17 protein-coding genes are annotated in these 10,705 nt (G+C 73.6%); 6 read left to right on the forward strand and 11 right to left on the reverse strand.

What is annotated here, in order from left to right:
- Positions 1-11: 11 nt before the first annotated feature.
- Positions 12-455 carry a DUF6325 family protein gene (locus VGI02_RS16900; protein WP_331628894.1) on the forward strand — a complete coding sequence of 148 codons (444 nt, stop codon included), beginning with the start codon at positions 12-14 and terminating at the stop codon, positions 453-455.
- Between the two features lie 35 nt (positions 456-490).
- A complete protein-coding gene (locus VGI02_RS16905) occupies positions 491-757 on the forward strand; it encodes an SHOCT domain-containing protein (RefSeq protein ID WP_331628896.1) in 267 nt (88 codons plus the stop codon).
- 11 nt (positions 758-768) lie between these two features.
- Here VGI02_RS16905 and VGI02_RS16910 read toward each other — a convergent pair whose 3' ends face one another.
- From VGI02_RS16910 to VGI02_RS16935, 6 genes are all read right to left on the reverse strand, one after another.
- Positions 769-1,008 (reverse strand): DUF8691 family protein, encoded by a 240-nt coding sequence (locus VGI02_RS16910; RefSeq protein ID WP_331628898.1) that lies wholly within the window; start codon positions 1,006-1,008, stop codon positions 769-771.
- A 31-nt stretch (positions 1,009-1,039) separates the two neighbouring features.
- A complete protein-coding gene (locus VGI02_RS16915) occupies positions 1,040-1,330 on the reverse strand; it encodes a YrhK family protein (RefSeq protein WP_331628900.1) in 291 nt (96 codons plus the stop codon).
- Between the two features lie 39 nt (positions 1,331-1,369).
- Positions 1,370-1,672, reverse strand: coding sequence for a DUF3040 domain-containing protein (locus VGI02_RS16920; RefSeq protein ID WP_331628902.1), 303 nt, complete (start codon positions 1,670-1,672; stop codon positions 1,370-1,372).
- 106 nt (positions 1,673-1,778) lie between these two features.
- Positions 1,779-2,444 (reverse strand): GAP family protein, encoded by a 666-nt coding sequence (locus VGI02_RS16925; protein ID WP_331628904.1) that lies wholly within the window; start codon positions 2,442-2,444, stop codon positions 1,779-1,781.
- A 22-nt stretch (positions 2,445-2,466) separates the two neighbouring features.
- Positions 2,467-3,846, reverse strand: coding sequence for a chloride channel protein (locus VGI02_RS16930; protein ID WP_331628906.1), 1,380 nt, complete (start codon positions 3,844-3,846; stop codon positions 2,467-2,469).
- A gap of 46 nt (positions 3,847-3,892) precedes the next feature.
- Positions 3,893-4,390 (reverse strand): DUF1269 domain-containing protein, encoded by a 498-nt coding sequence (locus VGI02_RS16935; protein ID WP_331628908.1) that lies wholly within the window; start codon positions 4,388-4,390, stop codon positions 3,893-3,895.
- Between the two features lie 270 nt (positions 4,391-4,660).
- Between VGI02_RS16935 and VGI02_RS16940 the strand changes: the two genes are divergently transcribed.
- The gene (locus VGI02_RS16940) at positions 4,661-5,119 is read left to right on the forward strand and encodes a DUF7144 family membrane protein (protein WP_331628910.1); all 459 of its coding nucleotides are present in this window, start codon (positions 4,661-4,663) and stop codon (positions 5,117-5,119) included.
- Between the two features lie 71 nt (positions 5,120-5,190).
- Here the strand turns inward: VGI02_RS16940 and VGI02_RS16945 are convergent, their stop codons facing one another.
- A complete protein-coding gene (locus tag VGI02_RS16945) occupies positions 5,191-6,105 on the reverse strand; it encodes a YhjD/YihY/BrkB family envelope integrity protein (protein WP_331628912.1) in 915 nt (304 codons plus the stop codon).
- Positions 6,102-6,410 (reverse strand): hypothetical protein, encoded by a 309-nt coding sequence (locus VGI02_RS16950; RefSeq protein WP_331628914.1) that lies wholly within the window; start codon positions 6,408-6,410, stop codon positions 6,102-6,104. The genes VGI02_RS16945 and VGI02_RS16950 overlap by 4 nt, the downstream gene beginning before the upstream one ends.
- Before the next feature lie 153 nt (positions 6,411-6,563).
- On the opposite strand from VGI02_RS16950, the gene VGI02_RS16955 reads away from it, so the two are divergent.
- The gene (locus VGI02_RS16955; protein WP_331628916.1) at positions 6,564-7,541 is read left to right on the forward strand and encodes a DUF389 domain-containing protein; all 978 of its coding nucleotides are present in this window, start codon (positions 6,564-6,566) and stop codon (positions 7,539-7,541) included.
- A gap of 120 nt (positions 7,542-7,661) precedes the next feature.
- Positions 7,662-7,925: a hypothetical protein gene (locus tag VGI02_RS16960; protein ID WP_331628918.1), complete on the forward strand. Its 264-nt coding sequence runs from the start codon at positions 7,662-7,664 to the stop codon at positions 7,923-7,925.
- 23 nt (positions 7,926-7,948) lie between these two features.
- Here VGI02_RS16960 and VGI02_RS16965 read toward each other — a convergent pair whose 3' ends face one another.
- Positions 7,949-8,524 carry an Rv1733c family protein gene (locus VGI02_RS16965; RefSeq protein ID WP_331628920.1) on the reverse strand — a complete coding sequence of 192 codons (576 nt, stop codon included), beginning with the start codon at positions 8,522-8,524 and terminating at the stop codon, positions 7,949-7,951.
- Between the two features lie 35 nt (positions 8,525-8,559).
- Positions 8,560-9,162, reverse strand: coding sequence for a hypothetical protein (locus tag VGI02_RS16970; protein WP_331628922.1), 603 nt, complete (start codon positions 9,160-9,162; stop codon positions 8,560-8,562).
- Between the two features lie 207 nt (positions 9,163-9,369).
- Here VGI02_RS16970 and VGI02_RS16975 point away from each other — a divergent pair, with 207 nt between their 5' ends.
- On the forward strand, positions 9,370-9,582 hold the full coding sequence (locus tag VGI02_RS16975) for a hypothetical protein (protein ID WP_331628924.1): 213 nt from the start codon (positions 9,370-9,372) through the stop codon (positions 9,580-9,582).
- A 6-nt stretch (positions 9,583-9,588) separates the two neighbouring features.
- On the opposite strand, the gene cydB is transcribed toward VGI02_RS16975, so the two are convergent.
- A complete protein-coding gene (cydB, locus tag VGI02_RS16980; protein ID WP_331628926.1) occupies positions 9,589-10,620 on the reverse strand; it encodes a cytochrome d ubiquinol oxidase subunit II in 1,032 nt (343 codons plus the stop codon).
- Between the last annotated feature and the right edge of the window lie 85 nt (positions 10,621-10,705).

Genomic DNA, 10,705 nt, shown 5'->3' on the forward strand with positions numbered 1-10,705 from the left:
GGAACGACACGATGACGGACGACGCCCCGGAGATGGGCCCGGTCGACTACCTGGTCATGGAGTTCGCCTCCGGACGGATGACCGGCGAGAGCCTGCCGCTGCTGCTGGATCTGGTCGAGGCGGGGACGATCCGCGTCCTCGACCTGGCCTTCGTCCGCCGGGAGATCGACGGCGCGGTCACGATCATGACGATCGACGAGGTCGACGCGGACGACGGCCTCGACCTGACCGTCTTCGAGGGGGCCGGCTCGGGGGTCCTCGACCGGGACGACCTCGACGAGGCGGGCCGGATCCTGGAGCCGGGCAGGGCGGCGGTGCTCGTGGTCTACGAGAACACCTGGGCCGCCCCGCTGGTCGGGGCGCTGCGGCGCAGCGGCGCCCAGGTCGTGGCCGGGGGCCGGATTCCCCACGAGGCACTGCTCGACGCGATCGCCGCCGCCGAGATGCCCGCCTGACCACTGCACACCCGACCAACTGACGAGGACCCACCATGCCCGGTCTGCTCCGCGGGATCGCCCGCACCGCCATGATCGCCGGGACGGCGACCGCCGTCTCGAACCGCGTCTCCCGCCGCCAGGCGGGCCGCTGGGCCCGCGACGAGGAGCAGGAGATGCCGCCGCAGCAGATGGCTCCGCAGGCTCCGGCGCCCGCCGCCCCCGACGTCATCGCCCAGCTCAAGGACCTCGGGGACCTCAAAGCGCAGGGGGTCCTCAGCGAGGCGGAGTTCGAGGCGCAGAAACGTCGCATCCTGGGCTGATCACGGCCCGCTCAGCCCTGATCGGGCGCCGTGGGTTCCACCGGGTCGGCGACGACCCGGTGGAACGACGTCACCTCGAGCCCGAGCGACCGGCACAGCGCGAGCAGCCCGTGCAGGCCGGACTCGTCGACGGCCTCCCCGGAGATCACGGTCTCGGTGGGCGCGATGTCCACCGTCATCGCCGGGAACGCGCCGCGGGCCCGGTCCGAGAGCCGTCCGGCCACCCGCAGCTCGTACCGGTACCCCGACATCGGATCGCCTCCTCGTGCGTGCATGCGGCCCTCAGGCCGGGTCGGCCTCGACGGCGGTGGCCTCGACCTCGACGGCGGCCTTCACGGCCGCCACCCGCTGCTTGGTCTCGTAGCGGACGAGGATCTCGCCGATCACCCCGACGAGCAGTCCCCACGAGGCGACCACGAACAGCCAGGTGCCTGCCCGGGTCAGAGCCGGGGACAGGAAGAACAGGCTCCCGATCACGAACGCGAAGTTCCCGATCAGGGCCACACCCAGGTGCACCCACGGGACGTCGTGCGCGTAGCGCCGGATGTGCCGGACGTAGATGAAGAGCAGCATCTTCTCGCCTCCCTCGTCGGGACCGAATCGGACCGGTCGTCACGAACGGGGTGGGTCCTCGTCCGAGCGCAGGATCGCCGGGACCCAGCCGGCGGGACGCCAGCCGAAGGCCACGAGGAACCCGATCCCGACCATCACCACCAGCAGGGCCTGTCCGGGGAGCCCGAGCCAGAGGAGCCCGACGACCAGCGCGAGTGTCACGACCGCGACGGCCACCCGCCTGCCGCGTCCGCCGTCGCTCCGGCCCCACCCCCGCTGCATCCGCCGCACCAGGTGCGGGTCGTTGCGGGTCAGGTCCCGCTCGGTCTCCTCGAGCACCGTGCGTTCCTCGTCGTCGAGCATCGTGGAGTCCTCTCCGAGATCGCTGCCGGACGTCGTCCCCGGACGCCGTGCGCACCGTCGAGAGTCGTCGCCGCGGGCGGCGCGCGGCTCACCCCGGCCGGATGAATCAGGGCGGTGGTGGCGGGACCGGGGGCGGCCCCTGGATGAGGTGGACCGTCGCGGAGATCACCAGGTAGAGCCCGAAGGCCCCGGCGGCGAGCACGATGATCGTGCGCCCGTACCGGCCGAGCCAGGCGTTGACGGCCGTGACCACCCGCAGGGTCGCCTCCGGCCAGATGGCGTGGGCCACCACCGGGATCTCGATGACGAGCATGTAGATCACGGCCACGAGCACCACGCTGAAGATCGTGAACACCACGCTCTCGTGGGCCTTCGCGATCGAGTGCAGCGCCGCGAGGTAGAGCGGCGACGGCGTGTACATCAGCAGACCGATGACCAGGAGCCCGACCAGGCCGAGCTCGCGACGCTCCTTCGCCTGCTTCGGGCCGCTGGGCGGGCGGAACCAGACGTAGACGGCGGACCCCAGTAACAGGATGCCGATGGCCAGGTCGACCCAGGCAGGCACCGTGCGGTGGGGTCCCCGCTCGACCCCGGTGCCCTGGAGGATGAACACCAGCGCGAACCCGAAGCCCAGCGTGGCGACGACGGCGCCCGCGATGAAGACGAGGGCGCGCTTGCGTGGCTGCGGGTTGACGAGCAGGAAGGCCACGAACAGCAGGCCGGGCGGATAGAGCGCCGCCCCGAAGGCCGCCGGGACCGCTTCGGTCAGCATCGGGGTGTCCGTTCTCCCCGTTTCACGGGGTGCGGCCGGGCTCGGGTGCCGGCTCGGAGGCCGGGGTGGGATCGGGAATCGGTGCGGGGCCCGGGTCGGGCAGCCGGAGCGTGACCACGTAGGACACGACGACCCCGACGATCACCAGCGGCATCACGGTGAGCCCGGTCCCGCCGAGGAAGAGTGTGGCGAGGAGGACCGACGTCATCGGCAGCCGCAGCATGCCGACGGTCATGGCGCCCATCCCGATCGCCGCCCCGGAGAGGGCGTCGAGGCCCGGGAGATGAGCCAGCGCGGTGCCGCCCACGGCGCCGATGAACATGGCCGGGAAGGTCGGCCCGCCGCGGAAGGCGGCCAGACCGCCGGCGTAGGCGAGGCCCTTGCACACGATGAGCAGGAGCAGCGCGCCGACGCCGTAGACGGCCGGGTCCCGGAGCAACGGGCCCAGGGCGTCCTGACCGGAGAACAGGACCTCGGACACCGCGTGCCCGGTCAGCGCCGTGTAGACGATCGCGAGCCCGGCGATGGCCAGCCCGACGACCGGTGTGAGCAGCAGCGTCCGCCGGGCCACCACGGGCCGGACCCGCAGCGCCGCCGCGCGGATGCCCCAGCAGAGCAGGGCCGCCGCGGCGCCGGCGACCAGCGCCCAGAGGAACGCCGAGATCGTCGGGGACCCGACGGCCGGAAGATCCGACACCGCGAGCGAGAAGGTCCCGTGCCCGGTCCAGGAGTCGAGCCCCAGGAAGACCAGCGACCCGATCCCGGCGCCCAGGAGCCCGGGGATCAGCACCATCGTCGCGGTCGCGCCCCCGAGCCCCGAGGCCTCCATCATGAGGAACGCCCCGGCCAGCGGGGACCCGAACAGCGTGCTGACGGCGGCGAAGCTCCCGGTGGCCGCGACCACCGAGGCCACGTTCGCGGGGACGTCGCCCCGCCTCGCCAGTCGTACGGCGAGCACCGCCAGCCCGCCGCCCAGGGCGATCAGCGGGGCCTCCGGCCCGACGACGACTCCGAGCCCGATGCTGGCGATCGCCGCGGCCGCGATCCCGCCCATCTCGACCGTGCCCGGGTAGCCGCCGGCCTTGAACCCGTCAGCCGGGGACTCGCCCCCGTGGCCCGGCACGTACCGGATCACGACGCCGACGACACCCCCGGCCACCCCGAGCGGGATCAACGGCCACCACAGCGGCGGGACGGCGAAGCCGAGGGCGGCGGGCACCGAGGTGAACGACCACCGTTGCAGGCCGCCGACCAGGGCGAGGAACCAGTAGGCCACCGCCGAGATCGGCACGCCGAGGATCGCGGCCAGCCCGAGGAGCCCGAGGTACTTCCTCGACCGCAGGACGGTCATCGGGGAGACGGGTTCGTCCGCGGCTGTGGCCGGCGCGACGTCGGAGGTCACCACCCGCGTCCTCCCCGGTGCCGGTCCTGTCCGATGGGTGCGGGGCTCAGACCGCGTGCGCCTCGTCGAAGACCTCGCGGAGCTGCTTCTCCTGCTCGCTCGACAGGTTCGTGTGCAGCACCTCGCCCTCGACGCCCTGGAAGGCCGCGGCGACCTTGTCGGGCACCCCGTCCGAGGTCAGCGCGAACAGCGCCGACGTGCCGGGGGTGACCTTGTCGCGCACCTCCTTGATGAAGTCGTCGTCGATCCCCACGTCGGCCATCGACGCGGACGCGGCGCCCACGGCCGCGCCCACGAGGAGCCCGAGGAGCGGGATGAAGAAGATGAGGCCGAACAGCAGCCCCCAGAAGCCGCCGCCGAGGGCACCCGCCCCGGCCAGGTGGTTCAGCTGCCGGGTCTTGGGCTTCTTCGCCCCGTCGGCCCAGGACACGATCGCCCCGTCGTGCACGGTGATCGACCCTTCCCGCTGCAGTCGCTCGAGGATCGTCAGGGCCGCGTCGGCCCCGGACGGGGTCGGGAACTTCACCGCGGTCAGTGTCGCCATCGGTCGTCACTCCTCGTGATCCGTGCGTGCGCGGCGCTCCGGGCGTCGCCGTCCGCGTGGACTGTCGCCCGGGGAGGCGGCGGGGGACATCACCTCTACGGGATGAACGCTGGGAACCCGCGCCGTCCGAGCGGGCGAGCGACGGTCCCGGATCATCCCTGCGGGGTGAGGTCAGCAGGGGGTGGAGCGGTCGAGACTCCCCGGGCGAGCCCCGCCGTCCGGGTGGGGCCGACCGCGGCGCACCTGCCGCCGAGCGCCGAGGAGACCGACGTGACCGAGACCGAACGGACCGCTGCCGTAGGGGCACAGGCCGCGTACATCATGGAGCCCCAGCACTACGGGCGGGACACGGACGACTGGGGCGGGTGGATCACCTTCGCCGGGATCATGATGATCCTGCTCGGCGGCTTCCAGATCATCGAGGGCCTGGTGGCCCTCCTCCGGCCCGACTACTACCTCGTCGGCCGCGAGGGCCTCGTGCTCTCGGTGTCGTTCACCGGCTGGGGCTGGATCCACCTCCTGCTCGGCGTCCTCGTGCTGGCCGCCGGGTTCGGTGTCATGGCGGGCAAGACCTGGGCCCGCGTGGTCGGGATCGTGCTCGCGAGCCTCAGCGCGCTGGCGAACCTCGTGTTCATCGCGGCCTATCCGATGTGGGCGATCATCGTGATCGCCGTCGACATCGCCGTGATCTTCGCGCTGAGCGCCGACCGTCGCGCCCCGACCGCCTGACGGGTCGGCTCTCCGTCGCCCGGTCCGGCGCCCGGGCGCAGGGGCGGTGTCCCGAGGGGGCACCGCCCCTCCTACGGGGTCGTCGCCCGCGGATCGTCACGATCCCGCGGTCGCTCACCGTGCGTCGCGGCCCACGCCGTGGCGAACAGGACCAGACGTGCCCCCAGGTAGATCGCCACCAGGAGCCCGAGGATCGGGCCGAACACGAGGCCGGCGGGGGAGCCCGTGACCCAGCCGAGGTAGACGGCTCCGCCCTGTTCGATCAGCTCGAAGCCGACGGCGGCGAGCAGCGCGGGCCGGACCGCGCGCCGCAGGGCCGGCCGCTCCCGCGGGAGCCGGGCGATCACCCAGAGGACGACGAGCAGGTTCGCGGCGATGGAGAGCCCGACCGTCAGCACGGTCGCGGCGGCCCACCGGACCCACCCCGATCCCTCGGGGCCGGCCACCGCCCCGGTGAGGAGGTCGCCGAGGACGACGATACCGAGCGCGACGGCGAGCACCAGGCCCAGGCCGAGGAGGGCGACGGCGTCGGAGGCCGCGCCCGCGAGCCACGGCGGCCCCGCGGTGCGCTGACCCCATTGGGCCGACAGCGCCTCCCGCACCCGGTACATCCACGCGAGCCCCGTGTAGGCGGCCAGCGCCAGCCCCAGTATCCCGACGGTCTCGCTCTGGCGGAGGGCCTCGGCGACCAGCTGGTCGATCGTCGCGCCGAGTCCCGGGCCCACGATCGCGATGACGGACTCGCGGAGCTCCGCCAGCAGTTCCGGGTCGCCGAGCAGCAGGTAGCCCGCGACGGCGAAGGCGACCATGAGCATCGGGACGAGCGCGACCACGCTGAAGTAGGTGATGGCGGCCGCGTAGTGGTCGCCGTGGCTCTCGAGGTACGAGGTGGCAGCGCGGACCAGGTGGTCGATCCAGCCGTGGCGCCGCCGGAGCCGGTCCAGGCGGGAGGGGGCCGGGGCGGTCGTGTGGACCGCCGAGGTCACGACACGGGGACCCCGTCGGTCGACGCCCGCCGCGCGCCGGCCGACGGCGCCGCGCGCGGGGGCACCGGGTCGCGCCACGCGCCGACGCCCGCCTGCCTCGCGGACTGGGCCGCACCGATCGCGTGCTTGGCGAGCTGACCCGGCGTCATCTCGGTGCGCTGCTGCCACCGTCGACCGGCACTGATCACCGCCGCGCTCACGAACGTGAGGCCGAGCGCGGCGAGCATGCCTCCCAGGCCGGTGAGCACGGCGCCGCCGATCAACATGCTGGTGTTGAGGGGCCGATCCGACTGGTTCGAGGACAAGGGAACCTCCGGGGGGTGCGGGAACACCCACCGTGGGTCGCGCCGATCGCCGACGCATCACCCGCATCAGATGACCCGTCAGCCCCGGGCCGGTCGCTCCTCTCACCCACGGCGGGGGAGGTGACCGCCGCCCTCCGCGCCCACGCTGGGTCGATGGAGGCAGTGTCCGGCGCGGACCTGGACCGCATGACCGACCGGCTCTTCCTCGAGGGCAGGCGCAAGCAGTCGGCCTTCTGGGTCCTGCTGACGTTGGCGGCGATCATCGCGGGCGCAGGTGTCGTCGCCGACTCCGACGCCACGGTGATCGGCGCGATGATCGTCGCCCCGCTGATGACCCCCATCCTCGGCACGGCGCTCGCCGTCGTCCTCGCCGACCGGTCGCGGATCGTCCGGGGCGTCACCATCGTGCTGGCAGGCGCCGCACTCGTGGTGGCCCTCGGCTTCCTGCTCGGGCTGCTCGTGCCGGAGCCGGTCGTCGCCGCGACCAACTCCGAGGTGGCCGCCCGGGTCAGCCCCGACCTCATCGACCTGGTCGCTTCACTGGCCACCGGCCTCGTGGGCGCGTTCGCCCTCGTCCGCGACGACGTCTCGGACACGCTCCCGGGGGTCGCCATCGCCATCTCGCTCGTGCCGCCCCTCGCCGTGGTCGGCCTGACGCTGGAGTCCGGCGCACCCGGTCAGGCGCTCGGCGCCCTGCTGCTGTTCGCGTCGAACGTGGCCGCGATCGTGGCCACCGGCACCGGGCTCCTCCTCGTCTACCGGGTGCGCGCCGCGGCCGAGGCCGCCGGTCGACCGGTCGGTCACCTCGGGGTCGGGACGATGGCCGTCGTGGCCGGCTTCGTGGTGATCGTCGCCGTGCCGCTCGGGGTGGCGAGCTATCGGGTGTTCACCGACAGCACGACGATCGCGGGCGTCCGTCCCGTGGCCGAGCAGTGGGCGTCGGCGCGGTCCTGGCGGATCGTGAGCGTCTCGGGCACCGCGGACGCGATCCAGGTCGACGCGATCGGCCCATCGCCGGGGCCGGACACCGCCGCGCTGCGCCGGGCGCTCGACCAGGCCGGCTACGCCGGCGTCGCCGTCGCGGTATCGCAGGCGTTCGGCGGTACCCAGGAGCTCCCCGCCACCGGATGACGGGTCGTCTCCCGTGCGGACCCGACGGCGCCGTCGTCCGCTCCGGGTGATGCGGGCGCGGCTGCCTGCAGGTCGGATGGGGCGCGCCGGAACCCTCCGGCTCGCTCTCGCGGAGGCACGATGAACGCACCGCCGACGGCCGCACCCACGGCGGTTCCGTCCCCGCCGGAACCTCGGGGATGGCGGGTCGACGTGCCGCTGGTCGGCCCGGTCGGGTGGCCGCCGACCGGCAGCCTCGCCTTCCTGGGGGTGATGGTCGCGTTCGCGGCCTTCGAGGTCGTGTCCTGGCCGATCGCGACGGCGCTCGCGGTCGGGCACGTCCTGGCCAGGGAGCACGACTTCCCGGTGCTGCGCGAGGTCGGCGCGGGCCTCGAGGACGCCTGAGACCCGGCGACCACGGCACCGGGTCAGCCGGCGGCGCCGCGGTTGCGACGCCGTCGGAACGCCAGCCAGTCCTCGTCCCACTGCCGCATCCGCTGTCGGTCGAGCATCCGCCGGACGAGGGCGACGGCGGCGGCGAGCGCCACGCCCGCTCCGATGAGGACGCCGATGGAGGTGACGGCGCCCTGGATCTCGGCGTCCCGCTCGGTGGCCGGAGGCGCGACGGGTGTCAGGTCCGGGGCCACCCAGAGCGGCCAGGGATCGCCGATCCGCGGGCCGACCCCGCCGGCGACCTGCGGGGCGGTGAGGGCGCCGACGGGCTCGATCCAGCGCACGGTCACGCTGAGGTCGTAACTGGGCTGGCCGTCGGCGGTCGTCGACGAGGCGCTCGAGACCCCGATCACGGTCGCCTCGACCTGGTGCGCGGTCGCCCGGACGGCGGCCGCGTCGTCCCGCACCTGCTGGGTCCGGGCGCCGCCACAGGCCGCCAGCAGCGGCGTGATCAGGACAAGCACCACCAGAGCGGCCCATCGCGTCGCGGTCTCGTACCGGTCGGAGGGCCGACGCAGCTCGCTGCGCGGCGGGAACCACACGGCGAGCACGCGACCTCGAGCAGAAGCCGCTCGCGTTGTCGGACTCAGGTGCTGGCCCTGACCATCACGTGTCCGCCTGCCCCGCTGTCGACCATGGCCGACGCGGGCGCGGAGAGCTGGCGGCGCACGTCCCCGGTCGCGGCGGCCAGAGCCCGGATCCGCAGGCCGTCCCGCTCGGCGCGTGGCCGGTGGGCGATGACCCGGCCCAGCTGGAGGTAGGTGTCGCCCAACCCGGCGCCGGTGACCGCGCGCCCCCACCGGAGTCCGCGCGCCCGCAACCGGCCCGCTCCGCGGGTGAGCCGGGCCTGCGCGCGGCGCTGGATGCGGAGCAGGATCAGGTCTCGCGGGGCGATCTCGAGCCCGACCCGGGCCACGGCCGCGATCACCACGTCGGCGGCCACGCGCGGCCCGACCGCCCCCACGAGGCCGGGTGCGAGCAGGGCCAGCGCGGGGCGGGCCTCGCGACGGACGTCGTCGTTGACCCGACGCGCCAGCTCGGCCAGCGCGAGGTCGGTACAGCGCGGCCGGTCGCTCCACCGCTCACCGGCCAGCACCGAGGCGTACTCCATCACGCAGGAACCGCTGGCGGGGCTGCGATGCCTGCCCGCCGCGAGGATCGGCAATCCGTCGGGGACGTGCTCGTCCATCTCGGTCCTCCGCTCGAATCGAGTCCCCTCGACCCTCCGCGCCTGGTCCGACCAACCGCATCACCCCGCGGGGATGACTGAGCGACCCCACCCCCGTGAGCACCCGTCATCCTCCCGGATGAGGCGGTCCTCCCTCCGCCCGGCCACGTTCGGGACGTGTCGCCATCAGGGCGGGGCCGGACCTCTTCGGGGCACGTGGCGAACACGATGAGCTGGGTCGAGACCTACGTTCCCGATCAGACCGGCGCCGAGTACTCCGCCCACCTCACGGTCGGAGTCGCCACCGTGGAGGACCTCCAGGTGATCGTGGCCGAGCCCTTCGAGCCCTTCGGCCTCCGTCCCGCCGGCCTCGCCGTCTACCACCTGGGGAACAACGGAACCGCCCGCACGCGGCTCCGGGAGTGGCCGATGACGACCTGATCTCCCTCAGGAGGGCGTGGTCCCGACGACCACCCCGTCGGACTTCGCCGGATCTCCGGCGCCGAGCCGGCGTCGGAAGACGTGGTAGGTCCACCCCTGGTAGAGCAGGACGACCGGGACCATCACGGCGGCGACGACGGTCGTCACCTGCAGCGAGTAGGGCGACGAGGCGGTACCGGCCACCGTCAGGTCGAATGCGGGCGAGGTGCTCGAGACCATCACCCGGGGATAGAGCTCGCCGAACAGCGACGCCAGGACCGATGCGATCGTCAGCGACGTGGCCCCGAAGGCGAGCCCGAGACGCTGTTCCCGGACCAGGACCGCGGCGGCCACGACGCTCAGCACCGCGATCAGCTCGGGGACCGAGAGCAGGATCCCGTGTCCCGAGTCCACCCGCGTCCAGACGGCGAAGGCGAGGACCACCACGCCGGTGACCGGCGCCAGCACCCGCGCGGCCCGGACGGCCCGTTCCCGCACCGGCGGGGCGGCGCGGAGCTCGAGGAACACCGCGCCGTGCAGCAGGCAGAGCACCGTCACGGTGACGCCGACGAACAGGGCGTAGGGGTGCAGCAGCGACCCGAGGTCCCCGGTGAACTCGCCCGCGGCGTCGATCGGCACGCCGTGCAGCAGGTCGCCGAGTGCGATCCCGAGAACGAACGGCACGACGGCGCTGCCCGTCGAGAGGGTCACGCCCCAGAGCCTGCGGCCGCGCGGACCGGCCGCGTGGCTGCGGAACTCGAAGGACACCCCGCGCAGGATCAGTCCGACGAGCACGACGAGCATCAGCACGTAGAACCCCGAGAACACGGTCGCGTACCAGCCGGGGAAGGTGGCGAACATGGCGGCGACGGCCACGACGAGCCAGACCTCGTTGCCGTCCCAGACCGGCTCGATCGTGCCGATCGCGGCCCGGCGGCCCGGCTCGTCCCGCCCCAGGACGCCGTGCAGCATCCCCACCCCGAAGTCGAAGCCCTCGAGCAGCAGGAATCCCGTCCAGAGGACGGCGATGATGACGAACCAGAACGTGGTCAGTGACATCGGCGCTCCCTCAGTAGGTCGGGGCGAGGACGGGGTCGTCGTCGGACGGTGCCCCGGCATCCGCGTCCGGAGGCGTCACCGGGTC

Source organism: Actinomycetospora sp., from assembly GCF_036497245.1.
Taxonomy (GTDB): Bacteria; Actinomycetota; Actinomycetes; order Mycobacteriales; family Pseudonocardiaceae; genus Actinomycetospora.

Excerpts from the sequence above, each read along its gene's own strand:
- VGI02_RS16900 (WP_331628894.1), top strand. The coding sequence starts at position 12 with ATGACGGACGACGCCCCGGAGATGGGCCCGGTCGACTACCTGGTCATG.
- VGI02_RS16905 (WP_331628896.1), top strand. The coding sequence starts at position 491 with ATGCCCGGTCTGCTCCGCGGGATCGCCCGCACCGCCATGATCGCCGGG.
- VGI02_RS16910 (WP_331628898.1), bottom strand. The coding sequence starts at position 1,008 with ATGTCGGGGTACCGGTACGAGCTGCGGGTGGCCGGACGGCTCTCGGAC.
- VGI02_RS16915 (WP_331628900.1), bottom strand. The coding sequence starts at position 1,330 with ATGCTGCTCTTCATCTACGTCCGGCACATCCGGCGCTACGCGCACGAC.
- VGI02_RS16920 (WP_331628902.1), bottom strand. The coding sequence starts at position 1,672 with ATGCTCGACGACGAGGAACGCACGGTGCTCGAGGAGACCGAGCGGGAC.
- VGI02_RS16925 (WP_331628904.1), bottom strand. The coding sequence starts at position 2,444 with ATGCTGACCGAAGCGGTCCCGGCGGCCTTCGGGGCGGCGCTCTATCCG.
- VGI02_RS16935 (WP_331628908.1), bottom strand. The coding sequence starts at position 4,390 with ATGGCGACACTGACCGCGGTGAAGTTCCCGACCCCGTCCGGGGCCGAC.
- VGI02_RS16955 (WP_331628916.1), top strand. The coding sequence starts at position 6,564 with ATGGAGGCAGTGTCCGGCGCGGACCTGGACCGCATGACCGACCGGCTC.
- VGI02_RS16960 (WP_331628918.1), top strand. The coding sequence starts at position 7,662 with ATGAACGCACCGCCGACGGCCGCACCCACGGCGGTTCCGTCCCCGCCG.
- VGI02_RS16970 (WP_331628922.1), bottom strand. The coding sequence starts at position 9,162 with ATGGACGAGCACGTCCCCGACGGATTGCCGATCCTCGCGGCGGGCAGG.
- VGI02_RS16975 (WP_331628924.1), top strand. The coding sequence starts at position 9,370 with ATGAGCTGGGTCGAGACCTACGTTCCCGATCAGACCGGCGCCGAGTAC.
- cydB (WP_331628926.1), bottom strand. The coding sequence starts at position 10,620 with ATGTCACTGACCACGTTCTGGTTCGTCATCATCGCCGTCCTCTGGACG.